Consider the following 25278-nt stretch of genomic DNA (forward strand, 5'->3'; position numbering starts at 1 on the left):
GCGGGGTGCCAGTGTCCCCACTGGGCACCCTCGAGTGCAGCCTTCAGCACACCCCGCTGGGCGGCCTTCAGGGCTGGGGCGTGCCGGTCACCCCGACGATGACCTTCCCCGAGAGTCTGGGATCCGCCGCGGTGGCGAACAGAGGGCCCGGATCCTTGGGGTCCAGCTCATGGGTGATGACGTCTTCGATCGCCGAGTGCGACTCGAGGAGCCTGATGGCGTCGTCGATCTCGTGGACGAATCGGAAGGCCCCGACGATGCGTATCTCCCCGGAGATCACGCGTGAGAGCCCGATCGGACTCGACGTCGGCGAGACCATCCCCACCTGGACGTGGACGCCGCCTGACCGCAGAGCGCGCGAGGTCGACGAAGCGATGGCCGCATCCACTCCCGAACACTCGAAGACCAGGTCATAGGAGCGCTCCGGGACACTGTCCTTGGACACATCCAGGCACACGGTGGCCCCCTGGCGCTCAGCGCGTTCCAGAGCCTGGGGAACCACATCTGTTGCGGTGATATGGGCTGCTCCGGCAGCCTTCAGCGCCGCCACGGTCAGCAGGCCGATGGGACCCACCCCGGAGACCAGAATCCGTGCGGTCTCCGGATGAGCACCGACCGAGCGGGCCTGTTCAACGGCGTGGAGCGCCACCGCGAGTGGTTCCGCGAGGACCGCGCGACGGATCGGCAGCTGTTCCGGCAGAACCCGCAGCATGGTGCGATCGACCACGATGAACTCAGCCAGGGCTCCCTGGGTGTGCGGCCAGGTGGACGCGCTGCCCAGGTAGGACCCGCCGGGCCAGAGGTTCGGGGCGTGCTCCAGGCCGGGCTGGGGCGTGCCCCATCGCGCTGGATGCACGGTCACCGGAGTGCCCGCACGCAGCTCACCTGTTGGATCCTCAGCCACCGTGGCTGAGAGCTCATGGCCCGGGATCAGAGGTTCACGGACCTGGAAGTCGCCGTTGGCGCCATCCCGGTAGTAGTGCAGGTCCGAGCCGCAGATCCCGACGTAGGCCACCCGCAGCAGCACCTGGTGCTCTTCCGGGACCGGCATGGGCACTGACTCCCAGTGGCAGCTCTGCGCGCCATGGATCACCAGCGCGTGATTCGTCTCCAGCGGTGCTGCCGTGGGGGTGTTCTCTGTAGCCATGCGTCACACCACCGAGGTCATGCCGCCGTCGACGAACAGGTTCTGTCCGGAGACGAAGCTGGACGCCGCGGAGCTGAAGAAGAGCAGCGCACCGGAGAGCTCGTCGAGCGAGCCCCAGCGTCCTGCCGGGGTTCGCTTGCAGACCCACTGGTTGAAATCTTCATCCGCCACCAGGGCTCGATTCATGTCGGTGGCGAAGTAGCCGGGTGAGATGGTGTTCACCTGGATCCCGTGCCGGGCCAGATCCGCGGCCATCCCCTTGGACAGCTGAACGACAGCGCCCTTGGTGGCGGAGTACGGAGCGATCGTCTCGCGGGCCAGCATGGACTGCACCGACCCGATGTTGATGATCTTGCCGGAGCCGCGCTGGATCATGCTCGGTACCAGTGCGCGAGAGACGTAGAAGACGCTGCTGAGATTGGAGCCGACGACGTCGTCCCAGTCCCGGGTCTCGAAATCCTGGAAGGAGGCCCGGCGCTGGAGGCCCGCGTTGTTGACCAGGATGTCGGGAGTCCCGCGTTCTTCGACCAGCCGGTCCAGCTCGCTGCGGACCTGAACGGCGTCCGTCACGTCGAAGGTGACGCTGTGAACCGGATGACCCGAGATGCCCTCGACCTCTTGACGTGCTTCTTCCAGCGCGGCGGTGTCGCGACCATGCAAGGTGACCTCAGCCCCAGCTCTGGCCAGGGCCAGAGCCAGTTGCCGGCCCAGGCCTCGCGAGGAGCCGGTGATCAGCGCATGCTGACCCGTGATGTCGAAAAGGTTCGGTGCGCTGCTCTCGGTGTTGCTGCGTGTCACGGTGCGGTTCCTTTCAGAGCAGCGAGGCGGCCAGGTAGACGACGACGACCAGGAGGAACCCGAGCACGGACTGCAGCGCCTGCTGCACGGTCCAGGTCTTCAGCGTCTCCTTCACGTCCATCCCCATGAGTCGGCCGACGAGCCAGAAGCCTGAGTCATTGACGTGTCCGGCGAACACCGAGCCGGCGGCGGTCGCCAGGACGATGGCTGCGACCTGGATCGAGTTGAAGTCTCCCGCGAGCACAGCCGGGGCGGCCAGACCTGCAGCGGTGACCAGCGCGACCGTCGCCGAACCCTGAGCCAGGCGGATCGCGACCGCGATGAGGTACGCGGCAGCGATCACCGGCAGTCCGAGGTCGCTGAGCGAATCCGCCAGCGCATCGCCGATCCCTGAGGCGCGCAGCACTCCGCCGAACATTCCGCCGGCGCCGGTGATCAGGATGACCGAGCAGACCGGGCCGAGGGCCGAGTCCAGGAGCTTCTCCAAGGCTGTGCCGGATTCCCCGCGGCGGTATCCGAGCACGATGGTCGCGACGATCACGGTGATCAACAGCGCCATCATGGTGGTGCCGAGGAAGGACAGCGCCTGCACCCAGGTGCTCTCGCCGTCGAAGACTCCCACCGAGGTCAGGCTGTTGAGGCCGGTGTTGAAAAGGATCAGCGTCATGGGCAGCAGCAGCAGGAAGACGATGGTGCTGACTCGGGGAGGATTCGTCGGCTGATCGTCGTCGATCTCACCGAAGATCGTGGGAACCGGAACCATCAGGCGCTTCCCGACGAAGAGACCCCACAGGTAACCCGCGACGTACCAGAGGGGGTAGGCGATGATGAGTCCGACCAGGAGCACGATGCCGAGGTTGGCCTCGTAGAGTTCAGAGGCTGCCACTGGTCCCGGGTGCGGCGGCAGGAAGACATGCATGACCGAGAACGCGGCGGCGGTGGGCAGACCGAAGAGCAGGACGCTCTTGCCGGTGACTCGCCGGGCCACGGCGAAGACGATCGGGAGCATCATCACCAGGCCGGCGTCGAAGAACATCGGGAAGCCGAGGATCAGCGAGGCGATGCCGAGGGCGAATGGAGCTCGGCGTTCACCGAAGCGGGAGATCAGTGCCTCAGCGAGGGCCTTGGCACCGCCCGAGTGCTCCACGAGGCGTCCCAGCATGGCGCCGAGGGCCACCAGGATCGCGACACTGGCGAGCGTGGCTCCAAACCCATCGGTCAAGGTTTCAGAGAGGACCGAGAGTGGAACGCCCGCAACGACGGCGGTGAGGGTCGAGACCACGATCAAGGTGATGAACGCGTGGACCTTGAATCGAATGATGAGCAGCAGGATCAGCGCGATCGCGCCGACAGCAATGGACAACAAGGGGCCTGTGCCCAGTGTCTGAGTCCAATCTTCCATGGGTGTCTCCGTTGCAAAGTCTGAGTGGGAGTGCGCGGTCGATGGCGTCAACGTCGAAGCTTCATCGCGACCGCACAGAGTCACAGGGATGTGTTTCCAGTCACATGGTGGCAGACAGGTAGTACTTTTGGCAAGAAAAGGTAGTACCTGTCGCGGGCCTGGGTGCCCGTGGGGTCGGTCCCTCAGGCAAGGGCCTCATCGTCGGTGAGTTGGTCTGCTTCGACACTCGCACCGAGGAATCCCGAGATGACCAGTGCCAGGACTGCCAGCAGCATGACCCCGGCTGCAGAGAGGAGCGCGATGGTGGAACTGGTGGCGATGGCCAGGGCTCCGCCGAGCGGAGCGCCGAGGACGATCATTCCCCTGTTGATGGATCGTCGGGTGGCGCTCATGCGTGCCAGGAGTCGATCTGGCGTGACGGCCTGCCAGTACCCCATCTCCAGTGGCCCCTCGATGCCCATCGCCACCCAGAACACGAACTGGGCCGCGGCAATGACCCCGAAGGCCAACCAGCGCGCGGGCGGCCAGTCTGCCGGAGATGCGTATGCGCCTTCGACCAGCGGACCGTCCAGCATGGCCGCGCCCGCAAGGGGGGCGAGAGCCACCAGCGCCAACGCCGCGGGCTGGACGAACCGGGAAATCACCATGGTCCGGCCAGTCCCCCACCTTTCACCGATCCAGACCGAGAGCAGCGTGCCGATGACCGAGCCGATACCGCCAGCGGTGAGCACCAGCCCGAGTCCCAGGGCTCCAAGTCCCAGGTCGTTAAGAATCAGGGCGGGCAGGACAGCCCCCATCATCGCTGAGCCTACGAACCAGGCGTGGCTGGACCATGCCAAGGGTCCGAGCCGAGGGTGCCGGTAGATCCAGCTCAGACCCTCACTCACCTTCCGGCGAATCGATGTCGGAGTGGCCGCGGGCGGCTTCTCGGCCGCCACCTGCCTGAGGGTGAGCAGGACAGTCGCAGAGCCGAAGTGGGTGATCGCGCCGAGCAGAAGCGCGAAGGGGGCCGTGACCAGAGCGACCAAGCCGCCCGCCACGGCGCTTCCCGAGGTCTGGGCCACGGTGTCGCTCTGCTGCAGCCGGGCATTGGCCCGTGTGAGCAGGGGCCTCGGGACAAGCTGTGGCAGGAAGGACTGATAGGCCGCGTCGCTCATCAACGCCAGGGTCCCGAAGCAGAAGATCAGCACCATCACGGTTCCCAGCTCCAGGAGTCCCAGCACGCCCAACAGGCATAAGGCTGACAGCACCAGTCCCCTGCCGAAGTCGCTCGCGATGAGCACCGTGCGTCGCCTCAAGCGGTCCACCCAGATGCCGGCCAGCAGGCCGAAGAATACATAGGGCGCCCAGCGTGCCGCGTTGACCAGCCCCTGATCGAACGCGGTGCCGCCCAGCGACACCAGGACCAGAACCGAGAGCGCCACCGTGGTGATGTAGGTGCCGAAGTCCGAGACGGTCGAAGCGAACCAGAACCGTACGAAGGCGGAATTATGACGCAGCCTCATGGTTGAGCGGGACGAAGGTCTGCGAGCGAACAGGATGGCAGCACGATCCATCCTTCTCGTTCTGCGCGCGCCTGCTGGTCTGGCGGCGGAGGGTCATACCTTCCCAGAGCGGCAGCGCGTGTCGCGAGGGCGGCCACCACGGCGTCGAAGCAGTCGGTGGAGTCCACCATCAGCTCGACATGCCTCCCGAGGTCCAGCCACGGCGCCTCACGCTGCATCCGCTGGACCGGGCCGCGCCGCACCTCCGGATCTCTGCGGTACCCGCGGACCACCCAGCCCCACAGCCGCAGCGTGGCACCCGGGTACACCTCCACCACGGCACCGGACTGGCCGGACCTGTCGACGACGAGCCCCTCGGCGGCGAGTCGTCCCAAGAGACCTGCACAGCGCATCGCGGTCAGCCCGATCCGGTCGGTGGAGACGCTCAGGGGCCAACGACCAGTCTTCTCGCGCACATTCCGGTCGGTCTCCCGGTACGCCAGCGTTCGCCGCCAGGCCATGCCACCGTCCGGGACGTGCGCACCCCGGAGGTCGGCGTGCTCCACCAGGAAACCGACGAACTCATCGGGCCAACCCAACGCGCAGTCGATCCCGATCTTCGCGACACCGGGCGCCGCTCGCGTGATCTGGGCGTCATCGACATCAAGAGTCAGCTGCTCCAGGCAGGCTCTTCGGGCAGTCCATGCGATGACCGCGAGGGCGGTTCCCCTGCTCTCGGCGGCCAGATCAACTCCGGCGGTGCGCATCGGGACGTGGCTCATGACCCTGACGCTACCAACGACGCCGATCCGCCGGTGTCCCCACGCCCCGCTGTGGCTTGTTCACCCATCTGTCGCACCTCTGTGCCATGTCCCATGGATTTGGACGGATATAGCGATGGGACATCGCATAGGGATGCGACAAACGTGGCGGGACGGGCGGAGCTGGGACGGGCGGAGTGCCGGCCGTCGGGTCAGTCGGTCGCGGCGGCGGTCTGGCGGATCACGGTCTGGAAGCGCTGGGCGATGGTGACCACCGACGCGATCCCGAGCAGGACCAGCACGATCAGCAGCACCGAGGGGTGCAGCCCCAGACCGGTGAAGCCGGTGAACACCAGGGTGAGCACCATCCGCTCGGAGCGTTCGGCGATCCCGACGTCGGCGGTGTACCCCAGCGCCTCCGCCTTGGCCCGCACATAGGAGACCAGGCTGCCTGCCAGCAGGCAGAACGCGGACGCGATGCCGAGCCAGAGGTGGTCTCCCCCGGTGAAGAACCAGATCATCAGACCCAGGAACACGGCACCGTCCTGGACCCGGTCCAGACAGGAGTCCAGAAAGCCGCCCAGCACCGAACCCTGTCCGCTGATCCGTGCCATCAGTCCGTCGATCAGATCCGAGAAGACGAAGACGGTGATGAACACCGTGCCCCAGAACAGCTCTCCCATGGGGTAGAACACCAGGGCGCCCAGACAGACGCCGATGGTCCCGATGACGGTCACCATGTTGGGGGTCATGCCCAGCCCGAGCAGGGCTTTGGCGATGGGAGTGAAGAGCCCGCCGAAGAAGGCGCGCGCGTAGCGGTTGAGCATCTAGCGGTTCGCCTCCCAGCCCTCGGCCACCAGGGCACGGGTCTCCCCCAGCGTCTGCGAGAGGTTCTTGGTCTGCGCGATGATCGGCATGAAGTTGGTGTCCCCGTTCCAGCGGGGGATCACGTGCTGGTGCAGATGCGCCGCGATGCCCGCCCCGCCGACCTTGCCCTGGTTCACCCCGAGATTGAACCCGCCTGGGTTCGCCGTCGCCCGGAGCACGCGCATGCTCTGCTGGGTCAACGCGATGAACTCCGCCGACTCCTCGGCGTCAAGGTCGGTGAGGTCCGGAACGTGCCGGTAGGGGCAGACCATCAGGTGACCGGGGTTGTAGGGGTAGAGGTTCAGCAGCACGAAGCAGCGAACACCCCGGTGCACGATCAGCGACTCCTCGTCGCTGCGCAGCGGGCCCTGACAGAACGGACAGTCCCCGGAACCGCTGACCTGGTCCTGGCCGCGCTTCTGATAGGCGGCACGGTGCGGGGTCCAGAGCCGCTGGAAGGCGTCCGGCACGCCCGCCAGTTCAAACTCCTCTTCGGACCCCACGCCGGTTCAGCCTTCCTTGGATTCGATCGCTGCCAGGATCCGGGCCACGGCCTCGTCCACCGGCACCTGGTTGTCCTGGCTGCCGTCGCGGAACCGGAACGAGACCGCTCCGGCGTCGGCGTCGTCGCCCCCGGCGATCAGCACGAACGGAATCTTGTCCTTCGAGGCCGTGCGGATCTTCTTCGGGAAGCGGTCGCTGCTGTCTTCAAGTTCCGCGCGCACACCGGCGGCCTGCAGCTTGGCGACCACCTCGGCGAGGTAGTCGTTGAACGGCTCCGCCACCGGGATCGCCCGGACCTGGACCGGGGAGAGCCACACCGGGAACGCCCCGGCGTAGTGTTCGGTGAGCACGCCGAGGAAGCGTTCGATGGAGCCGAACTTCGCGGCGTGGATCATCACCGGCTCCTGCCGGGTGCCGTCAGCTGCCTGGTACTCCAGCCCGAAGCGCGCGGGCTGGTTGAAGTCATACTGCACCGTGGACATCTGCCAGGTCCGGCCGATGGCGTCGCGGGCCTGCACGGAGATCTTCGGGCCGTAGTAGGCCGCGCCGCCGGGATCCGCGACCAGCTCCAGACCGGTCTCGGTGGCGACGTCTTCAAGCACCTTGGTGGCCTCGGCCCACTGCTCGGGGCTGCCGATGAACTTCTCGGAGTCCTCGTCCCGGGTGGAGAGCTCGAGGTAGAAGTCATCGAGCCCGAAGTCGCGCAGCAGCGAGAGCACGAAGGTCAGCAGGTGCCGCACCTCGTCGGGGGCCTGTTCCTTGGTGACATAGGAGTGTGAGTCGTCCTGGGCGAAGCCGCGCACCCGGGTCAGCCCGTGGATCACACCGGACTTCTCGTACCGGTAGACCGAGCCGAACTCGAAGAGCCGCATCGGCAGTTCGCGGTAGGAGCGGCCGCGGGAGCGGTAGATCAGGTTGTGCATCGGGCAGTTCATCGCCTTGAGCCGGTAGTCCTGGCCCTGCTTGGTGATGTTGCCCTCGGCGTCGCGCTCCTCATCCACATGCAGCGGCGGGAACATGGTGTCGGCGTAGTAGGGCAGGTGTCCCGAGGTGTGGAACAGGCCGTCCTTGGAGATGTGCGGGGTGCCCACGTACTGGAAGCCGGCCTCGATGTGCCGGGTCCGGACGTAGTCCTCCATCTCGCGCTTGATGATGCCGCCCTTGGGGTGGAACAGCGGCAGACCGGAGCCGAGCTCGTCGGGGAAGCTGAAGAGGTCCAGTTCGGAGCCCAGCCGGCGGTGGTCGCGGCGTTCGGCCTCGGCGAGCCGCTCCTTATAGGCCTTCAGGTCCTCCTTGGTCGGCCAGGCGGTGCCGTAGAGGCGCTGCAGCTGCGGGTTGGTCTCCTTGCCGCGCCAGTAGGCCGCGGCGGAGCGCATCACGGCGTAGGCGTTGGCGATCAGCTTGGTGTTGGGCAGGTGCGGTCCGCGGCAGAGGTCGGACCAGATCCGCTCCCCGTGGCGATCCACGTTGTGGTAGATCGTGATCTCCCCGCCGCCTACCTCGATGTTGGCGCCCTCGGCGGCCTCAGCGGCACCTGCGCTGCTGCCGTCGCTGGCGACGCCGAGCAGCTCGAGCTTATACGGCTCCTCGGCCATGGCGGCCTTGGCCTGGTCTTCGCTGACCACCTCGCGCTCGAAGAGCTGGGTCTGATTGATCAGCTTCTGCATGGCCTTCTCGATCTTCTTCAGATCTTCCGGCGTGAAGGGCTCGGCGACGTCGAAGTCGAAGTAGAACCCGTCGGTGATGTGGGGGCCGATCCCGAGCTTGGCCTCGGGGTAGAGCTGCTGGACCGCCTGGGCCATGACATGGGCGGTGGAATGGCGCAGCACGTTGAGCCCGTCGGGGCTGGAGATGTCCACAGCCTCGACGACGGCGCCTGCCGGGATCTCCCGGGAGAGGTCCCAGAGCTCGCCGTCGACCCGCATGACCACTGTGGTCTTCTCCGCGGCGAAGAGCGTGGTGCCGGTGGTGCCGCGCTCGATGCTCGCCGTCTCGCCGTCGCGGGTGATGCTGATGGATTCAGCCGGTGCTGCGGGCTGGGACGGGGCTTCCGATGCTGCGTTTTCGGACACTTGGGATGTACTCCTCATGGATGTTCTGCGGACCCAGGTGATTCTACGGGAACCCCGGCGGAACTGATCCCGCCGAAGACTCTGGGGCCTGCGGTGCCGGATCAGTCCCGCTGACACCCCGGGCACCAGTAGAGCCGACGGCCCTGCAGCTCCGCCGCCGCGATGAGGGTCCCGCAGCGCGGACACCCGGTCCCCTGGTGCTTATACACCCAGTGCCGACGGGAGCCGCCGGTGCGCACGGTGCGGATCCGACCCTCGGCCACGCCGTCGCGCAGCTGCTCGCTGAGCCGGTCCCAGAGGGCTGCGGCGCGCTCGGGGTCCAGCTGGTTGCTCGGCGTGTGCGGATCCAGCTGCTCCAGGAACAGGGACTCGGCCCGGTAGATGTTGCCGACGCCGGCGATCACGGCCTGGTCCATCAGGGCCGCGGCGATGCTGATCCTGCGCCGGCTGAGGTTGCGCAGGAAGTCCTTGCGCGGGGTCGTGTCGGTCTGCGGCTGGCGCAGCGGGTCCGGACCCAGACGGCCGATGACCTTCTCGTAGTCCGCGAGCTGAAGCACCGCGCAGGTGGCGGGTCCCCGGAGGTCCGCCCAGCCGTGCCGGGCGCTGATGCTGGCTCGGACCGCACCCTTGGGCGGTTCCGGGACGAGCCAGCCCTCGGCGTCGTAGTGCGGCTCGAAGGTCACCGCCGCGGCGCGTGGGGCTCCGATGCTGGTCTCCGCCGCGAAGTCCGCGTCCCCGCGGAAGCTGAAGGCGCCGTAGAGCCCCAAATGGACCTGCCAGATCTCCGGCCCGAGGTGGACGAAGAGGTGCTTGCCCCAGGCCTCGGCATGTTCCGGGGTCTGCCCGTCCAGTCGCTGCGCGCCGGCGGTGAAGCGTCCCTGCGGGGAGCTGACCCGCCACGGGCGGCCCACGAAGACCGTGTTGATCTGCGCGGCGAGCCGGTGGAGGGTATGGCCTTCAGGCATGGATCAGTCGAGGATCTCGCGGGTGCGTTCGTAGTGGCCGATCTTCCCGATCCGGCGCGCGTGGCGATCATCGCCGCTGAAGTCCGCGCCGAGGAAGGCCTCAACGATCCCGGTGGCCTCTTGAAGGCTGTGCTGGCGACCACCGAGGGCGACCACGTTGGCGTCGTTGTGCTCGCGCGCCAGCACCGCGGTGTCGTGGTTCCAGGCCAGTGCGGCCCGGACGCCGGTGACCTTGTTCGCCGCGATCTGCTCACCGTTGCCGGAACCGCCCAGCACGATGCCCAGCGCGTTCCTCCCGGCGCTGCGAGCGGCCACCACGGCCTCAGCGGCGCGGATGCAGAACGCCGGGTAGTCATCCAGGGCGTCATACTCGCGCGGCCCGTGATCGATGAGCGTGTAGCCGAGACCACGCAGGTGCTCCACCAGGTGGGCGGAGAGCTCCATTCCGGCGTGATCGGTGGCGATGTGGACTTCCATGCTGTCTACCATGATCTCTTCTCAGACCTTTCGGGGGCGAGGACGCTTCGGGCCAGGTGCCGGGGACAATCCTACGGGGAGCCCGTGGGTGCCGGCGCGGACCGCCCGGCGGACCGGGGCTCGCGGGGAACACGGCGCGAACGAGTATCGTTGCACCCTGCACCGCGCCAGAGGAGGAACATGTCTGCAGAAGAGCCCCAGCCCGCCCGCGAGCTCCCGAAGTTCTCGAACCGACTCGGAGCTCCGATCGCCACCGTGCGCCCGGTGGGCCGTCCGCCCTCCCAGGTCTCCGGACTTCCCGGCCGCCCGGGCACAGACCAGGCGGCCGCGACGCCCTCCACTCCAGCACAGACCACCTCTGAGCCGGCCAACCCGGAGCAGCCAAACCCCGAGCAGCCCAACCCGGGACCCTCAGGCGCGGAACAGCAGAGCTTCTACGATGCCGTCGGCGGACGCAAGACCTTCGCCACGATCGTCGAGGTCTTCTACGACCATGTCGCCGAGGATGAGGACTTCCGGGCGATGTATCCCGAGGCGGACCTTCAGCCGGCGAAGGATCGGCTGCTGATGTTCCTGGAGCAGTATTGGGGCGGACCGCGCACCTACCAGGAGCAGCGCGGGCATCCTCGGCTGCGGATGCGGCACATGCCGTTCGCGGTCGATGCCCAGGCCCGGGACAAGTGGCTGGAATTCATGCGCGCCGGGGTGGACGCCGCCGAGCTCTCCCCGCTGCACGAGCAGATCCTGTGGGACTACCTGGAGCGCGCCGCGCACTCGATGGTCAACAGCTGAGCTGAGTCAGCAGCGAACCCGAGTCAACAGCTGACCTGCAGAGTGCCGCTTCGCTCACAGCGTGGCCGGCTCCCGGGTGCTGCGGCACAGGATGTAGCCGCCCTGGGAGCTCAGCCGGATCCAGCGGCCGCGGCGATGCACCGCGGTGCTTCCCCCCGCGCCCTCCGGGGCGAGGAAGTTCAAGGCGTGGGCGCCGAAGGCCGCGCCGGCCGGGATGGCGGCGTCCTGCAGCGGCTGCGCCTCGGCGGCGGCATCGGCATCAACCTGCAATTCTGCGCCCCAGACCTGTTCTCGGACCTGCTCGACGACGGCGGCGCCCGCCGTGGTCGGAACGGCCTGCGTGATCTGGGTGATCCCGGACTGGGCCTGGGCGCGCAGGTGGTCATCGCGCAGGCTGCCCAGCGGGTCCCAGCCCGAGCGTGGCGGCGTGACCGCCGCCCAGGGCACGCTGAGCCGGCTCGGCGGGAGCGCCAGCTCGGTCTCGGCGGGGTTCATCCGGGCGATCCGTTCGCTGATCGAGCTGAGCTCTGCGGTGACATCGGCGCGGGAGTCCTCGGCCAGGGCGACGGTGCGCAGCCCCAGCACGGCGGGCAGCTGGCTCAGCAGCGAACCCGGGGTCATCACCGGCACCCAGGCGGCCAGGACCTGGCCCACGGCCTGCAGGCGGATCCCCTGCTCCTGGATGCGGCGGGCGCGCTTGATATAGGTGGAGAGGTCCTGGAGCGAGACGGCTTCAGCGAATCGCAGCGAGTCAGTCATGGCGCTCATTCTTCCAGAGCGGAGCGCACCTCATCGACCAGGATCTCCATGTACCGGCGGGCCTCGCGCGGGTCCTTGTCCGCGATCGCTCGGGCGACGCCGTCGTGGGCGTCGAGTGCCTCGGGCATCGGACGGGTGGGCATCAGGCCGTGCTTGGTCCGTCCGGTGAGCACCTCGGCGACGACTTCGGCCAGTGCCGCAAACATGGAATTGCCTCCGGCCCGAAGCATCAGCCGGTGAAAGGCGATGTCGGCCTGGATGAACTCACTGAGCTGCTCGGACTCCCCCAGCCGCCGCATGGTGGCGGCGAGATCCAGCATCTGGTGCGCCTGGACCTCGGTGCGGCCGGTGGCGGCCAGGGCTGCCGCCTCGGTCTCCACAGCGATGCGCAGCTGGGTGAGCTCGATGAAGGCCTCGCGGGCGGCGGCTGAGGCGAGCCGCCAGCTGATCACCGCAGGCGACATCACGTCCCAGTTCTCGGCGGCAGTCACGACCAGACCGATACGACGCTTGGAGTAGAGCAGGCCGTGGGACTCGAGCACTTTGACGCTGTCCCGGGCCACGGTGCGTGAGACGCCGAAGCGCTGCTGCAGCGACTCCAGGGTGAACACAGCGCCGGCTTCGTGCGCCCCGTCCACGATCTCGCGCCCGAGGGTCTCCGAGATCGCATCCCGACCCACGCGGGCTACGGAAGGGTTCGCCACAGAGCCTCCTTGGTGCACACAGACATAAACATCACACCTTTCAGGTGGAAAGGTGTTATCTTAGTGGAGACGTGGTCCCCGTCACAGGGAGCGCCGGAACCATCCCCCAGCTGGAAAGAATTCGATGACGAACCCTCCACCTCAGCCTAGCCGGAGTGCACACGCTCTCCCCTGTCACCTCGTGGTCATGGGGGTATCGGGTTCCGGGAAGTCCACCCTGGCGGCGGCCCTGGCCGCCGAGCTGAACCTGCCGATGGCCGAGGCAGACGAGTTCCATCCGCCCGAGAACATCGCCAAGATGGCGTCCCAGACACCGCTGACCGATGAGGATCGCTGGCCCTGGCTCGACGCCCTGCGCGACTGGATGTCCGCTCAGGCGGAGACCGGCAGTGTGATCACCTGCTCTGCACTGCGCCGCAGCTACCGCGATGTGCTGCGCAGCGCCCGCGGGCGCGTGGTCTTCCTCCACGTCGACGTGGAGATCCCCCGGCTGAACACCCGACTGGCCCACCGCAGCGGCCACTTCATGCCCCCGGCGCTGCTGGAGTCCCAGCTGAGCACGTTGGAAGCGCTCGACCCGGACGAAGACGGCATCGTGCTCGCCAATGACTCCACGGTGGAGGCTCTCCTGGCAGCAGCCCGCGCCTGGCTCAGCGCCGAGACCAGCGCCACCACCGACGGAAGCAGCACGCCCGAGATCACCGGGAAGCCCGATCCTTCATGAGTCATCGGCGCGCGGTGTGTTGATCTGACCTGGCACCCCGACAGGCGGCCGGTGGGCCGATAGAGTGGAGGAATCTGATCCTCTCCGCGCCCGAAAGGACGTCGCATGCCTGACCGCCGTTACGAGGTGCCCGCCGCCGATGACTCGGTGCAGCAGCTCGTGGACATGTTGCAGCTGCAGCACCTTGACCCTGAGGATGCCGAAGCCGCCGCCGGCCGCGGCGCGGAGGATCACTTCCTGGGTCCGGTGTTCAAACAGGCCTATTGGCGGGTCTTCGGCGGACAGGTCCTCGCCCAGGCGGCGACTGCGGCGATGTCCACGGTGGACTCCGACCGTCTGATCCACTCCGTGCACGGGTATTTCCTGCGCCCCGGCGACGCGAACAAGCCGATCCAGGTCTCTGTGGAGCGGCTGCGCGACGGCGGGTCCTTCTCGGCGCGACGCAGCCAGGCGTATCAGGACGGGATCCCGATCCTCTCGATGATCGCGTCCTTCCAGCGCCCCTCCTCCGGGGTCTCCCACCAGCGCCGGATGCCTCAGGGTGTCCCCGACCCCGAGGATCTGGCACCCCCGCAGGAGCTGGTGGGGCACGTCAAGCATCCGATCGTGCATGAATGGGCGCATGGACGTCCCTTCGACATCCGTCATGTGGACCGCCCGATCTATCTCGAGGCGGATCAGGATGCCCACGCGACCAGCGCGGTCTGGCTCAAGACCAAGGCTCCGCTGCCCGATGACCCGAACATCCACCGGGCGGCGATCCTCTACGCCTCCGACTACACGCTGCTGGAACCGATCCTGCGGCGTCACGGGCTCTATTGGGCCAAGCCGGAGATGAAGGTGGCGTCCCTGGACCACGCCATGTGGTGGCATCGGGATGCCCGCGCCGACGAGTGGCTGCTCTACGTCCAGCAGAGTCCCAGCGCTCAGAACGCCCGGGGGCTGGCGCAGGGTTCGATCTACAGCCGCAATGGTGCCCTGGTCGCCTCAGTCGCCCAGGAGGGCATGGTGCGTCCGCCGGAGGGTCTGCGACCGAAGCTCTCCGAGAAGATGCAGCAGACCCTGGTGCACAGCTCCCGGGCCACCCGGGCGATCAACAAGAAGTACGCGCAGACCTGGTCCTCGCGCTACCTGGAGACCTGAGTCGACGCTCAGCGGCTGGTGAGCAGGCGGACGCTGCGGTAGGCCTGCAGGCTGGCCGCTGCCGTGGCCTGCCAGGAGTAGGCGCCGGCGAGGGTGGCCGCCGTCGCGCTGTAGCGGCTCCATGCGCGCCGGTGCAGCACCAGCCAGCGCATCTGCTCGGCCCACAGCTTCGGGTCCAGACTGGGGATCAGGCGGCCGCTGCGGCGATGCGTGATCAGCGCGGAGAGCCCGCCGACGTCGTGGGCGAGCACCGGGGTGCCGCAGGCCATCGCTTCCAAGGCGACCAGCCCGAAGGACTCGCTGAAGGAGGGCACCAGCACCGCATCGCTGCTCCGGAAGAGCTCCGCGAGCTCCTGGTGAGGCAGCGGAGCCATCGCCTGCACGGCGTCGGCGACTCCGGCCTGCGCCGCGAGGGCCGCCAGGTCCAGCACGTCCTCGCCGCTCTGACTTCCTGCCACGATCAGCTGCACCGGCACCTCGGGCATCATTCTGCGCAGCTCCCCCAGGGCTTCCACCGCGACCTGCGGACCTTTATGCGGCTGGAGCCGGCCGGCGAAGGCCAGCCGCAGGGGACGCTCACGCAGCGGCCCGGACCGGGGATCGATCCCCGCCGGAGGCCGGAACACCTCAAGGTCGACGCCGGGGCGCACCAGGGCGATGGAGTCCACCTCCAGGCCGAAGATCCGTTGCAGGTCGGCGGCCTCGCGCTCGGTGTTCGCGGTGACCAGATCGGCCGCCCGCGCGATCCCGGCTTCGGCGTGCCTGCGCCGTGGGCTCTCCTGGGCCGCAGGGTCGAGCTCCTGCTTCACCGCGGCGATCGTGTGCATGGTGTGCACCAGGGGGGCCGAGAGCGCCTGGGCCAGCTGGATCCCGGCGAGTCCGGAGATCCAGTAATGCGAATGGATCGTGCTGACCTGGCTGCCGTCCACCGACTGCAGGCTGCGCACCGCACGGGTGGCCAGCGCGTCGACCTGCTCGTATAACAGCGCCTTCTGCGACCGCGTCGGCTCTCCCACGGCGAGGGTGTGCACCCGCCGGCCGTCCTCCAACACCGTGACGCCATCGGAGTCCGCCGCGTGCTCGGCATCGACGTCGCTGGTGACGATGTCCACCGTGAGGCCTGCCTGGGCGAGCGCGGCGCTGAGCGCGTTGACGTAGACGTTGAGCCCGCCGGCGTCCCGGTTCCCGGCCTGGGCGAGCGGGGAGGTGTGCAGACTGACCATGACCACGCGCGCCGGGTCCAAGCCGGTCTGCGCGGGTCCGCAGACCTCCGCAGGGACGCAGTCGGTGGACATGTGGCTCTCCATGACGCCGCGCGACATCGCGGCGCGGCTGAGGGGTGGGTGGTTCGATCCTTATGCTACAGCGCGGTCATCGCCGCAGGTATTCCGCACAATCCTGCGTCGCAGCGCTGCTCGCCGGTGCGTCTCGGTGCAGCAGCCAGAGACCCTGGGCGTCCTCGATGACCGGCTCGAAGCCCAGCCGTTCAGCCCGGGCGAAGGCCTCTTCTGGGCTCAACGGGTTCGACCCGCCCAGCTCTTCCACGGTGTCATCGATGATGATCCAGGTCAGCGCGTCTTCATCGGTGGTTCCGTTGAGTCCCACCGAGGTGCGGTCCACCAGATGTGGCACCGCGGTGTCCGCGGCCTCGACACAGACCCCATCGGGCACCGCGTCGGTGACCTGCTGGTGGGCCAACGCCCGCTCCCCCATGGTCCAGTTGTCCCCGGTCACGGTGCGCTGCAGCGGGAAGACGCCGGGAAACGCGAGAGTGCCCACCAGGCCCACCGTGATGACCGTGACGGGAAGTCCCACGCTCAGCGGTCGCAGCCGAGGCCACCGTGCGATCATCCGGCGGGCGACGTCGAACCCGGCGAGCAGGAAGATCGGCGCCAGGATCGCGTCGTACTGGTAGATCACCGACCAGACGTTGGCCCGGTCGTTGAAGAGCCGGGAGAGCAGAATCGGTGCGCCGAGGATCACATAGGGCGAGGCGAAGGGCAGCAGCAGCAGCGGCAGGAAGTGCAGCGCCCAGAGTCCCACCTTGGCCGGGTCATCGAAGAGGATCACGACGGCGTTCCAGGGCTGGGTCAGCAGGAACAGCATCGCCGCGCCGGCGCTGGGGCCCAGAGCGGTGAACTCCCAGTAACCGAACTCCCCGGCCGCGGAGAAGTGCGGAATCACAAGCTCCACCGCGAACCAGTAGCCGAAGACGCCCAGGGCGGCGGTCACCAGGGCGGGCAGCCAGGCGCGCTTGAACGCCAAGACCAGCGCCAGCGCGATCAGCGTCACGCCCATGTCCTCGCGCACCAGCAGCAGCACGGCACCCAGACCCACCGCCAGCCACATCCGCTGGCGCTCGATGGCCCAGATCACCCACGCGATGAGCGGGACGCCGAAGGCGATCTCGTGGAAGTCCCAGTTCACCAGTGCCTGGAAGGGCCAGAAGAGCAGCAGGGCGACGGCGGCGAGCAGCGCGGGCAGGTGACTGAACCACCGGCGCACCACCAGGTAGACCGGCAGGGCGGTGGAGACCAGCAGCGCGATCATGCCGATGTTGAGCACCCGGGGGTCGTCCCAGATCCAATACAGCGGCGCGAAGGCGGCGATGATGGGGTGGAAGTGATCTCCCAGCAGGTGGAAGTCCTCACCCTTGATCGGCACGATCGGGGCCTTGAACAGCGCGTACTGGCGGACCGCCTGGTCGAAGATGCCCAGGTCGTAGCCCTTGGCCTCGAAGTTGCGGAAGCGCAGCAGGGAGTGGAGCAGATACAGCACAGCGGCCGCCGTCATGACGGCGGCCATCTGGAGTCTATGCGATGTGGACAAGTGCCCCGGGAGGGATTCGAACCCCCGACCGGCGGATTAGAAGGCCGCTGCTCTATCCCCTGAGCTACCGAGGCGTGGACACGCAGAGTCTCAGCATCCTGAGCAGGTCCAGGCAGAGAGTCTACCTGCTCAGGACAGCGGGCTTTTCCCCAGATCGGTGCGACACGCCACCGGTTCTCGGGCTGTGCACACCCGAGCAGCGGATCCGCGACCGGGAGTCCGCAGCGCGAAGACTGAGCGGACCCCGTCCCCGACTGCCACGGCCCGCGGCGGGGCTGGGCACGCCGTGCCGTCCATGACCGGCCGTGACAGAGATGGAGCAGAACAATGAGCGAGACGATCACGGTGCGTGGATTCCTCGGCGGCGAGGTGGACGAGTTCATCACGCCCCAGGGACTGCCGATCTCGAACTTCCGTCTGGGGTGCACTCCTCGGCGCTATGACCGCAAGACCGAACGCTGGGTGAACGGGGAGACCAACTGGTACACGGTCTCGGCCTTCCGGCAGCTGGCCCAGAACGTGAAGAGCAGCCTGAGCAAAGGAGACCCGGTGCTGGTGACGGGTCGGCTGCGCGTGCGGCAGTGGGAGAACGAGAAGGGTCAGCGCGGGACCTCGGTGGAGATCGACGCCGAGGCGGTGGGCCATGACCTGACCTTCGGCTCGGGGTCCTTCACCCGACTGGGCGGGTCCAGCTCCGGGGAGGACAGCTCCCGCGGCGGGACCGGGGAACACGCGGAGACCGCGGGTGAGTCATCGGGCGAGTCCCCAAGCTCGGCCGCGGACTCGGTCTGGGGCGTAGCCGCCAGTTCCTCCGACTCGGGGGACTCGGAGCACAGCCCGAGCACCGAGGAGGCGCGAGAGACGGAGAAGGCCCCGTTCTGAGCCGGTGCGCGGTGTCCCAGGGACTCGCCCTCAGGGGGAACGACTCGGCCCGCCTGCGGACACCGAGGTGGTGTCCGCAGGCGGGCCGGTCAGTGTGGCTGAGCCTTGCGACGCTCAGTCGCGGGTGAGCCTGCGGTGGGTCACCCGGTGCGGGCGGGCCGCGTCGTCACCGAGGCGCTCCACCTTGTTCTGCTCGTAGGACTCGAAGTTGCCCTCGAACCAGTACCAGTTGGCAGGGTCCTCATCGGTGCCCTCCCAGGCCAGGATGTGGGTGGCCACACGGTCCAGGAACCAGCGATCGTGCGAGATGACCACGGCGCAGCCGGGGAAGTCCAGCAGCGCGTTCTCCAAGGAGCCCAGGGTCTCCACGTCGAGGTCGTTGGTGGGCTCATCGAGAAGCAGCAGGTTACCGCCCTGCTTCAGCGTCAGCGCAAGGTTCAACCGGTTACGCTCACCGCCGGAGAGCACGCCGGCCTTCTTCTGCTGGTCCGGTCCCTTGAACCCGAAGGCCGAGACATAGGCCCGCGAGGACATCTCCACAGCGCCGACGTGGATGAAGTCCAACCCGTCGGAGACGACCTCCCACAGGCTCTTATCGGGATCGATCCCGGCACGGGACTGATCGACGTAGGAGAGCTTCACGGAGTCGCCCACAGCGAGCTTGCCGCCGTCGAGCTCTTCCATGCCCACGATGGTCTTGAACAACGTGGACTTGCCGACGCCGTTGGGGCCGATCACTCCGACGATGCCGTTGCGCGGCAGCGAGAAGGACAGCCCGTCGATGAGCTGACGGTCGTCGAAGCCCTTCTGCAGGTTCTCGGCCTCGATCACCTGGGTGCCCAGGCGCGGACCCGGTGGGATCTGGATCTCGTCCATGTCGAGCTTCTTGGTGCGCTCGGCCTCGGCGGCCATCTCCTCGTAGCGGTTCAGACGGGCCTTGGACTTGGTCTGGCGGCCCTTGGCGTTGGAGCGCACCCACTCCAGCTCCTCGGAGAGTCGCTTCGCCATCTTGACGTCCTTCTTGCCCTGGACCTTCAGACGAGCCTGCTTCTTCTCCAGATAGGTGGAGTAGTTGCCCTCATAGGGGTAGAGGCGACCGCGGTCGACCTCACAGATCCACTGGGCGACGTGATCCAGGAAGTAGCGATCGTGCGTCACGGCGAGCACGGCACCCTCATAGTCGGCAAGGTGCTGCTCGAGCCAGAGCACGGACTCAGCGTCGAGGTGGTTCGTGGGCTCATCGAGCAGCAGCAGGTCCGGCTTGGAGAGCAGCAGCTTGCACAGCGCCACGCGGCGGCGCTCACCACCGGAGAGCACGCTGACGTCAGCCTCCGGGGGCGGGCAGCGCAGCGCATCCATGGCCTGCTCCAGCTGCGAATCCAGGTCCCAGGCATTGGCGGCGTCGATGGCCTCCTGCAGGGTTCCCATCTCCGCCATCAGGGCGTCGAAGTCGGCGTCCGGGTTGGCCATCTCCTCGGAGATCTGATTGAAGCGCTGCAGCTTCCCGTAGATCTCACCGACACCCTCCTGGACGTTGCCCAGGACGGACTTGTCCTCGTTCAAGGCCGGCTCCTGCATCAGGATGCCCACGGAGTACCCCGGGGACAGACGTGCCTCGCCGTTGGAGGGCTCGTCGAGCCCGGCCATGATCTTGAGGATGGTGGACTTGCCGGCACCATTGGGACCGACGACGCCGATCTTGGCGCCGGGGTAGAAGGACATGGTGACGTCATCGAGGATGACCTTGTCGCCCACCTTCTTGCGGGCGCTGATCATCGTGTAAATAAACTCTGCCATGGTCCCCAGGCTAGTCGGCGGGGCGGAGAATCTGCTAATGGGCCTCGCGGCCCGCTGGTCCTCAGTCGATCAGGTCCAGCTGGTGCGGGGAGCGCCCGGTGGCGGGGCGCAGCTCCACCCGCCACCGCTGGGAGGCGAGCTCGGCGACGTCGTCGATGGTTCCAGGCTCTGCTCCGTCGGCGCGCAGCAACATTCCCGCAAGCAGGCCGCGGGCATGTTTGGCGAAGTGCGTGATGACCTTGCGCTGACCCTCCCGCTCGGTGAAGGCGTTGACCATCAGGGTCTGCTCCGGCGCAGGCCGGTGCGCCTGGGCGTAGGAGCTGGAACGGCAGTCCACGACCAGCTGATCCCCGATGAGCTCGGACAGCGGCTGGTGCAGGGCGCTCTTCCAGAAGCGGCCCAGCCGCCCGGGCGCGGAGTGCGCCGGCGCGGCGCCGGGGCCCTGACCGGTTCCGGGTGCGCTCAGAGCCACCCCCATGGAGAGTCGGTAGGCGGGGATCTCATCGGTGAGTGACGTCACCCCGAACAGGCCCGAGAAGATCAGCACCTGCCGGGAGGCCCGCTCCAGCTGCTCGGCGCTCAGCGAGGCGGGGTCCAGCGCCTCGAAGAGCACCCCGGTGTAGATCGCATGCGCCGGCGCCGCGGGAGCATGCGCCAGCTCGGTATTGGCGCGTACCTGCGGCATCACCTTCTCCCCCACGCCGAGGACCTCGCGTGCCTGCTCCGTGCCGCTGATCTGGATCAGCGCATCCATCACGGTGCGGCGTGCGGTCTCGAGCTCGGGCAGGGTGAGGCGGTCCAGGTCCATCGGCGGGGCGCCGGGATCGGCCGGAGGCGTCTTGCCCTCGGAGGGCGGCAGGAAGATCAGCACCGGGCAAGGCTAGCAAGGGCTCCTGCGCGTCATCGCCCGGGTTGCGCCGCTGGGCGCGGAGTCCGGGGTTGAATCCCGTAGCATGGTGGTCCGGGACGGGTCGGTCAGACCATCGCGGCTCGAGACTGAGGCCCGCCGGAGACGGCGGATAACTGCCTCGGGCCGAGGAAAGTCCGGGCTCCACAGGGCAGGATGGTGGGTAACGCCCACTCGGGGTGACCCGCAGGCCAGTGCCACAGAAAACAGACCGCCGGCGGCGCTCGTCGTCGCTGGTAAGGGTGAAACGGCGGTGTAAGAGACCACCAGCGCCCCAGGTGACTGGGGCGGCTAGGCAAACCCCATCCGGTGCAAGGTCGAACAGGATGTGTTTGAGGGCTGCCCGCCTGAGCATCCGGGTTGACCGCTTGAGGTCCGTGGCAACACGAGGCCCAGATGGATGATGGTCCGCCTCGGTGAGCAATCACCGTGGCCGACAGAACCCGGCTTATCGACCGACCCGTCCCCCACCCACTCCCCCGTGCCCTCCGGCGCCGAGCCAGCCCGGTTCGGCTAGACTCGCCTACGGACACATCGCGGTGTTCGCCAGAACCGAGCACCCGATGGGTCCACGTAGACAACGACGTCTAGACGAGTGAGGACACGTCCAATAATGACCACTGAAGCAGACGAACAACTGCGCAGCTGGATCGACCGAGAGTCCCAGGCCGAGGCCATGATCCCTCTGCTGGGCAAGCTCTACCGAGAGAACAATGTGGTCACCGGGATCTACGGTCGCCGACTGGTCAACCGGTCCGCCATCGAGATCATCAAGGCCCACCGCTTCGCCCGCCAGGTCGACGAGACCGAGCTTCCGGTCTCCCAGACGCTGCCCCTGGTGCAGGCACTGACCACCCTTGATCTCGGTGCCGCCAGCATCGACGTGGCCCGGCTGAACTCCCGCTACCGGAACTCCGCCTACTCCGCCACCGGGGACATGGACACCTTCCTGCGTGAAGAGCTCGCCGAGGTGATCGGCCGCGGCGGCGAGGGCATGATCGAGCCGCGCGACGTCGTGCTCTACGGCTTCGGACGGATCGGTCGACTGCTGGCCCGAATCATCGTGGGCAACGCATCCTCCGCCTCCGGGCTGCGGCTGCGCGCGATCGTGGTGCGCCAGGGCGCTGAGGATGACCTCGCCAAGCGCGCCTCGCTGCTGCGACGGGATTCGGTCCACGGACCCTTCGAAGGCTCCATCCGGGTGGATGAGGAGAACCAGGCGATCATCGCCAACGGCACCTTCATCAAGGTCATCTACGCCTCGGACCCTGCCGCAGTGGATTACACCGCCCACGGGATCAGCAATGCCGTAGTGGTGGATAACACCGGGCGCTGGCGCGATGAGGCGGGGCTCAGCCAGCACCTGCAGGCCAAGGGCGTCTCCCGGGTGCTGCTGACCGCTCCGGGCAAGGGGGACCTGAAGAACATCGTCTTCGGGGTCAACCAGGACCAGATCAGCTCGGAGGACACGATCATCTCCGCGGCGTCGTGCACCACCAACGCGATCACCCCGGTGGCCAAGCTGATGGACGAGGCCTACGGGATCGACCACGGCCATGTGGAGACGGTGCACTCCTACACCAATGACCAGAACCTGATCGATAACTTCCACCCGGGTGAACGGCGCGGTCGCTCGGCGGCGCTGAACATGGTGATCAGCGAGACCGGCGCCGCGAAGGCGGTGGCCAAGGCGCTGCCTCAGCTCGCCGGGAAGCTCTCCGGCAACGCCATTCGAGTCCCGACCCCGGACGTCTCGATGGCGATCCTGAACCTGGAGCTGGAACGGGAGACCACCAAGGAGGAGCTCAACCGGTTCCTGCGGCGTGAATCCCTGGAGGGCCCGCTGCACAAGCAGGTGGACTACATCGACTCCGCCGAGGTGGTCTCCACCGACTTCGTAGGCACCCGGGCGGCGGGGGTCGTGGACGGTCTGGCGACCATCGTCAACGGCAAACAGGCGATCCTCTACGTCTGGTACGACAACGAGTTCGGATACTCCGCCCAGGTGGTCCGGGTGCTCGAGCACATGACCGGCAGCGCCCCGGTGAAGTACCCCAAGGTGCAGCCGCGCGACGCCTCGGTGAACAACGGCGCCACCGCGGCGGCTCGCTGAGCGCCGAACCGGCACGCGTCCAAGCCTGAAGACGACGACGGCGACCCTCCCCTCCTCGGGGTGGGTCGCCGTCGTCGTCCTGGTCTGAGAGGCTGCCCAGTCCCTCATGGAACACCTGGACCCGCGTGTCAGACCGAGGCTTGCGGATGCCGAGTGCATGGATTGCGGGCGTCCCCGGCGCCTGTCGCGAAAACGGTCGAGCAGCCGATGACAGGCGGGTGTGGGGCTCTAGGCCGTCGCTCGCAGTAGGAACACAGCCATCGAGCAGAACTTCACGCTCGAGTGTGAAGACTCTTCAGTTCTTGCTGATAGCGGTGAGAAGGGCGGCAACTGCTTTGGCTCCCGCGTCTTCAGCGCCGATCGAGGCGGCTTCAGGAACGTACGCGGCTCGACCGGCCCGCGCTGCAAATTCGGCCGTTCCGCGTGCACCTGCTTCCGCGTCTCGGGCGGCTTCCACCAGGCTGCCACCCGCCTCCAAGGCCCTGAGCGCTGGGGCAATGGCGTCGACCATGGTTGAGTGTCCCTCTTCGGCGCCGCCATGATGCATCATCGCGTTGAGCCCGGCACCTAAAGCGTCTGCCCAGTCAGCGTCTCGGGCCAACGCCTCTGACATTGCGGTTGTGAGTATCGCAAGAAGAACTCCCGATGAGCCGCCCATTCGGGTTTCAAGGATTGTTGCTACGCGGTTCATCCCCGCGGCAGGGTCTGCGAATCCCAGCGTGCCCGCATCAAGGTCCGCGAGAACAGCTTCGGCCCCCGCACGGAATGTTGTTCCCGCATCGCCGTCTCCGGTGGACCTGTCAAGGTCGTCGAGTACCGCCTTCATCTCGATCAGAGTCAAGCAGCCCTGTCGGACCCTCTCTTCAATATAATTTCCGGAGGAAACCTCCATAGGTGCACTTCGTTGCTCCTCCTGCCTGCTTTTCACCCGGCGAGGCGATTCTTTGACCTTCTTCGGGGCCATCCAAGCAGGGGCAGCAGTCGCTCTCTCCAGTGCAGCTACCAGGGCGTCGTCTGCAGACATGGCCGTGACGGAGAAACCTTGCATTCCAAGAGATGTCATGGCCCTCACCGGTCCGATGAAGCGCGCAATTCGGTTCGGACCAATCTGGCGAATCAGTTCGTGAGTGAGAACAAGGCCCTCCTGTACCGAACAACCTCCGAGGTCGTTGAGCATAAGCACCATGGACTCGGACTCAGCGTCGATCTCCAGACTCTCGAGAGCCCGTGCGACCGCGTCGGCAGCACTGTCAACAGAGATGGTTTTCGCGCCAGGTTCGTTATGGATCCCCATGCCCAGTTCGGCCCCACGCTCGAGATCAGGTGCGTCGCCTGGCAACTGAACCGGTCCAAGCGCCAGTCCGATGGTCCGAATCGACCCCGCCGCCTGGCGCGCAGCTTCTGCCACCTCGGTGAGATCCTTGCCCATCGACGCCGCGGCTCCCGCCACTTTGTGCACCAATACCGTGCCGGCTAGACCTCGCGGCTGCTCGAAGCCAGGGAGTGCCACATCATCCGCAACCAGGACGGTTTCGACCTCGTAGCCCTCCTGACGCGCGCGCTCAGCAGCAAGTCCAAAGCTCAGTCGATCACCGGTGTAATTCTTGACCACCAGCAGGCACCCTGCCGTACCGGAGACATGTCGGATAGCCTCAAGCACAGAGGTCACTGAGGGAGAGGAGAAGATTGCGCCGGGCACGGCCGCATCCAGCATTCCCTCGCCAATGAACCCGGCATGGGCGGGCTCATGACCGGACCCACCACCTGAGATGACAGCGACGCGAGATGGATCTCGCTGTGAGGAAGCTCCAACGAGAACTGTTGTGCCTTCCGAAGTCTCAAGTTCTTCTAATTCAAGAATGTGCGTCATGGCCGAAAGCATCTCGGGCACCAAGGTCTCACGAGTGTTGTAGAACGGCATAGCGCTCCCCTACTTGTGTCGTTGAGCATGCGCGTCTGGCGTTTGGATGTGATACACCAGCGATAGATTGTGAAGCGTAACACATTGCAATCGCTGAACCGCCCTGGGTTTCCATGCATGCACGGGTATGTCCAGGCTTCCGAGGAGTCCGGATTTCAGGATTCTGTATGTCCTGAGCGCAGTAGGACCAGATGGGGTGCACAGGCTGCCCCGCGGAGCTCCCGCGACGA

At 67.1% G+C, this 25278-nt stretch carries 22 protein-coding genes, 1 tRNA gene and 1 other RNA gene; 6 read left to right on the plus strand and 18 right to left on the minus strand.

Going from position 1 to position 25278, the window contains the following annotated elements; genetic code table 11:
• Nucleotides 1–67: 67 nt before the first annotated feature.
• The 10 genes from HNR11_RS11540 to HNR11_RS11585 form a co-directional block, all read right to left on the minus strand.
• The gene (locus tag HNR11_RS11540; protein ID WP_179442453.1) at nucleotides 68–1147 is read right to left on the minus strand and encodes a zinc-binding dehydrogenase; all 1080 of its coding nucleotides are present in this window, start codon (nucleotides 1145–1147) and stop codon (nucleotides 68–70) included.
• A gap of 3 nt (nucleotides 1148–1150) precedes the next feature.
• Nucleotides 1151–1945: an SDR family oxidoreductase gene (locus HNR11_RS11545; protein ID WP_179442455.1), complete on the minus strand. Its 795-nt coding sequence runs from the start codon at nucleotides 1943–1945 to the stop codon at nucleotides 1151–1153.
• A 13-nt stretch (nucleotides 1946–1958) separates the two neighbouring features.
• Nucleotides 1959–3347: a GntP family permease gene (locus HNR11_RS11550; RefSeq protein ID WP_179442457.1), complete on the minus strand. Its 1389-nt coding sequence runs from the start codon at nucleotides 3345–3347 to the stop codon at nucleotides 1959–1961.
• Between the two features lie 182 nt (nucleotides 3348–3529).
• On the minus strand, nucleotides 3530–4852 hold the full coding sequence (locus HNR11_RS11555; RefSeq protein WP_179442459.1) for an MFS transporter: 1323 nt from the start codon (nucleotides 4850–4852) through the stop codon (nucleotides 3530–3532).
• Nucleotides 4849–5613, minus strand: coding sequence for a DUF429 domain-containing protein (locus tag HNR11_RS11560; protein ID WP_246310392.1), 765 nt, complete (start codon nucleotides 5611–5613; stop codon nucleotides 4849–4851). The genes HNR11_RS11555 and HNR11_RS11560 overlap by 4 nt, the downstream gene beginning before the upstream one ends.
• Before the next feature lie 191 nt (nucleotides 5614–5804).
• Nucleotides 5805–6419: a phosphatidylinositol phosphate synthase gene (gene pgsA, locus HNR11_RS11565; RefSeq protein ID WP_058889156.1), complete on the minus strand. Its 615-nt coding sequence runs from the start codon at nucleotides 6417–6419 to the stop codon at nucleotides 5805–5807.
• Entirely contained in the window at nucleotides 6420–6962 is a 543-nt protein-coding gene (locus HNR11_RS11570) for an HIT domain-containing protein (RefSeq protein ID WP_179442461.1), read from the minus strand. It lies immediately after the preceding gene.
• A 6-nt stretch (nucleotides 6963–6968) separates the two neighbouring features.
• Nucleotides 6969–9053: a threonine--tRNA ligase gene (gene thrS / locus HNR11_RS11575; protein ID WP_179442463.1), complete on the minus strand. Its 2085-nt coding sequence runs from the start codon at nucleotides 9051–9053 to the stop codon at nucleotides 6969–6971.
• An 83-nt stretch (nucleotides 9054–9136) separates the two neighbouring features.
• The gene (locus HNR11_RS11580; RefSeq protein WP_179442465.1) at nucleotides 9137–10000 is read right to left on the minus strand and encodes an Fpg/Nei family DNA glycosylase; all 864 of its coding nucleotides are present in this window, start codon (nucleotides 9998–10000) and stop codon (nucleotides 9137–9139) included.
• A 3-nt stretch (nucleotides 10001–10003) separates the two neighbouring features.
• The gene (locus HNR11_RS11585; RefSeq protein WP_179442995.1) at nucleotides 10004–10477 is read right to left on the minus strand and encodes a ribose-5-phosphate isomerase; all 474 of its coding nucleotides are present in this window, start codon (nucleotides 10475–10477) and stop codon (nucleotides 10004–10006) included.
• A gap of 180 nt (nucleotides 10478–10657) precedes the next feature.
• Here HNR11_RS11585 and HNR11_RS14115 point away from each other — a divergent pair, with 180 nt between their 5' ends.
• Complete coding sequence (locus tag HNR11_RS14115) at nucleotides 10658–11269, plus strand: globin (protein WP_179442467.1); 612 nt, start codon at nucleotides 10658–10660, stop codon at nucleotides 11267–11269.
• A 54-nt stretch (nucleotides 11270–11323) separates the two neighbouring features.
• Here HNR11_RS14115 and HNR11_RS11595 read toward each other — a convergent pair whose 3' ends face one another.
• Together HNR11_RS11595 and HNR11_RS11600 are read right to left on the minus strand one after the other, a co-directional pair.
• The gene (locus HNR11_RS11595) at nucleotides 11324–12028 is read right to left on the minus strand and encodes a DUF8185 domain-containing protein (RefSeq protein ID WP_179442469.1); all 705 of its coding nucleotides are present in this window, start codon (nucleotides 12026–12028) and stop codon (nucleotides 11324–11326) included.
• 5 nt (nucleotides 12029–12033) lie between these two features.
• Nucleotides 12034–12732, minus strand: coding sequence for an FCD domain-containing protein (locus HNR11_RS11600; protein WP_179442471.1), 699 nt, complete (start codon nucleotides 12730–12732; stop codon nucleotides 12034–12036).
• A gap of 187 nt (nucleotides 12733–12919) precedes the next feature.
• On the opposite strand from HNR11_RS11600, the gene HNR11_RS11605 reads away from it, so the two are divergent.
• Nucleotides 12920–13456 (plus strand): gluconokinase, GntK/IdnK-type, encoded by a 537-nt coding sequence (locus HNR11_RS11605; protein WP_179442473.1) that lies wholly within the window; start codon nucleotides 12920–12922, stop codon nucleotides 13454–13456.
• A gap of 105 nt (nucleotides 13457–13561) precedes the next feature.
• The gene (locus HNR11_RS11610) at nucleotides 13562–14599 is read left to right on the plus strand and encodes an acyl-CoA thioesterase (RefSeq protein ID WP_058889150.1); all 1038 of its coding nucleotides are present in this window, start codon (nucleotides 13562–13564) and stop codon (nucleotides 14597–14599) included.
• Nucleotides 14600–14607: 8 nt separating this feature from the next.
• On the opposite strand, the gene HNR11_RS11615 is transcribed toward HNR11_RS11610, so the two are convergent.
• The 3 genes from HNR11_RS11615 to HNR11_RS11625 all read right to left on the minus strand — a co-directional run bounded on the left by HNR11_RS11615 (nucleotide 14608) and on the right by HNR11_RS11625 (nucleotide 17502).
• On the minus strand, nucleotides 14608–15894 hold the full coding sequence (locus HNR11_RS11615; protein WP_179442474.1) for a glycosyltransferase: 1287 nt from the start codon (nucleotides 15892–15894) through the stop codon (nucleotides 14608–14610).
• 76 nt (nucleotides 15895–15970) lie between these two features.
• Nucleotides 15971–17404 (minus strand): DUF2079 domain-containing protein, encoded by a 1434-nt coding sequence (locus HNR11_RS11620; RefSeq protein WP_246310394.1) that lies wholly within the window; start codon nucleotides 17402–17404, stop codon nucleotides 15971–15973.
• Nucleotides 17405–17429: 25 nt separating this feature from the next.
• A tRNA-Arg gene (locus HNR11_RS11625) sits at nucleotides 17430–17502 on the minus strand.
• Between the two features lie 253 nt (nucleotides 17503–17755).
• Here HNR11_RS11625 and ssb point away from each other — a divergent pair.
• Entirely contained in the window at nucleotides 17756–18310 is a 555-nt protein-coding gene (gene ssb / locus HNR11_RS11630) for a single-stranded DNA-binding protein (RefSeq protein ID WP_179442476.1), read from the plus strand.
• 114 nt (nucleotides 18311–18424) lie between these two features.
• Here the strand turns inward: ssb and ettA are convergent, their stop codons facing one another.
• Nucleotides 18425–20107 carry an energy-dependent translational throttle protein EttA gene (ettA, locus tag HNR11_RS11635; RefSeq protein WP_058889147.1) on the minus strand — a complete coding sequence of 561 codons (1683 nt, stop codon included), beginning with the start codon at nucleotides 20105–20107 and terminating at the stop codon, nucleotides 18425–18427.
• Between the two features lie 61 nt (nucleotides 20108–20168).
• A complete protein-coding gene (locus tag HNR11_RS11640) occupies nucleotides 20169–20978 on the minus strand; it encodes a peroxide stress protein YaaA (protein WP_179442478.1) in 810 nt (269 codons plus the stop codon).
• Between the two features lie 96 nt (nucleotides 20979–21074).
• On the opposite strand from HNR11_RS11640, the gene rnpB reads away from it, so the two are divergent.
• Both rnpB and HNR11_RS11650 read left to right on the plus strand, forming a co-directional pair.
• Nucleotides 21075–21481, plus strand: an RNA gene (gene rnpB / locus HNR11_RS11645) — RNase P RNA component class A.
• 146 nt (nucleotides 21482–21627) lie between these two features.
• Complete coding sequence (locus HNR11_RS11650; RefSeq protein ID WP_179442480.1) at nucleotides 21628–23127, plus strand: glyceraldehyde-3-phosphate dehydrogenase; 1500 nt, start codon at nucleotides 21628–21630, stop codon at nucleotides 23125–23127.
• Between the two features lie 295 nt (nucleotides 23128–23422).
• On the opposite strand, the gene HNR11_RS11655 is transcribed toward HNR11_RS11650, so the two are convergent.
• Nucleotides 23423–25048: a dihydroxyacetone kinase subunit DhaK gene (locus tag HNR11_RS11655; protein WP_179442482.1), complete on the minus strand. Its 1626-nt coding sequence runs from the start codon at nucleotides 25046–25048 to the stop codon at nucleotides 23423–23425.
• Nucleotides 25049–25278: the final 230 nt, after the last annotated feature.

Source organism: Nesterenkonia sandarakina, from assembly GCF_013410215.1.
Lineage (GTDB): Bacteria > Actinomycetota > Actinomycetes > Actinomycetales > Micrococcaceae > Nesterenkonia > Nesterenkonia sandarakina.

Excerpts from the sequence above, each read along its gene's own strand:
- HNR11_RS11540 (WP_179442453.1), bottom strand. The coding sequence starts at position 1,147 with ATGGCTACAGAGAACACCCCCACGGCAGCACCGCTGGAGACGAATCAC.
- HNR11_RS11550 (WP_179442457.1), bottom strand. The coding sequence starts at position 3,347 with ATGGAAGATTGGACTCAGACACTGGGCACAGGCCCCTTGTTGTCCATT.
- HNR11_RS11555 (WP_179442459.1), bottom strand. The coding sequence starts at position 4,852 with ATGAGGCTGCGTCATAATTCCGCCTTCGTACGGTTCTGGTTCGCTTCG.
- HNR11_RS11560 (WP_246310392.1), bottom strand. The coding sequence starts at position 5,613 with ATGAGCCACGTCCCGATGCGCACCGCCGGAGTTGATCTGGCCGCCGAG.
- pgsA (WP_058889156.1), bottom strand. The coding sequence starts at position 6,419 with ATGCTCAACCGCTACGCGCGCGCCTTCTTCGGCGGGCTCTTCACTCCC.
- thrS (WP_179442463.1), bottom strand. The coding sequence starts at position 9,053 with ATGAGGAGTACATCCCAAGTGTCCGAAAACGCAGCATCGGAAGCCCCG.
- HNR11_RS11580 (WP_179442465.1), bottom strand. The coding sequence starts at position 10,000 with ATGCCTGAAGGCCATACCCTCCACCGGCTCGCCGCGCAGATCAACACG.
- HNR11_RS11585 (WP_179442995.1), bottom strand. The coding sequence starts at position 10,477 with ATGGAAGTCCACATCGCCACCGATCACGCCGGAATGGAGCTCTCCGCC.
- HNR11_RS14115 (WP_179442467.1), top strand. The coding sequence starts at position 10,658 with ATGTCTGCAGAAGAGCCCCAGCCCGCCCGCGAGCTCCCGAAGTTCTCG.
- HNR11_RS11595 (WP_179442469.1), bottom strand. The coding sequence starts at position 12,028 with ATGACTGACTCGCTGCGATTCGCTGAAGCCGTCTCGCTCCAGGACCTC.
- HNR11_RS11605 (WP_179442473.1), top strand. The coding sequence starts at position 12,920 with ATGGGGGTATCGGGTTCCGGGAAGTCCACCCTGGCGGCGGCCCTGGCC.
- HNR11_RS11610 (WP_058889150.1), top strand. The coding sequence starts at position 13,562 with ATGCCTGACCGCCGTTACGAGGTGCCCGCCGCCGATGACTCGGTGCAG.
- HNR11_RS11615 (WP_179442474.1), bottom strand. The coding sequence starts at position 15,894 with ATGTCCACCGACTGCGTCCCTGCGGAGGTCTGCGGACCCGCGCAGACC.
- HNR11_RS11620 (WP_246310394.1), bottom strand. The coding sequence starts at position 17,404 with ATGGCCGCCGTCATGACGGCGGCCGCTGTGCTGTATCTGCTCCACTCC.
- ssb (WP_179442476.1), top strand. The coding sequence starts at position 17,756 with ATGAGCGAGACGATCACGGTGCGTGGATTCCTCGGCGGCGAGGTGGAC.
- ettA (WP_058889147.1), bottom strand. The coding sequence starts at position 20,107 with ATGGCAGAGTTTATTTACACGATGATCAGCGCCCGCAAGAAGGTGGGC.
- HNR11_RS11650 (WP_179442480.1), top strand. The coding sequence starts at position 21,628 with ATGACCACTGAAGCAGACGAACAACTGCGCAGCTGGATCGACCGAGAG.
- HNR11_RS11655 (WP_179442482.1), bottom strand. The coding sequence starts at position 25,048 with ATGCCGTTCTACAACACTCGTGAGACCTTGGTGCCCGAGATGCTTTCG.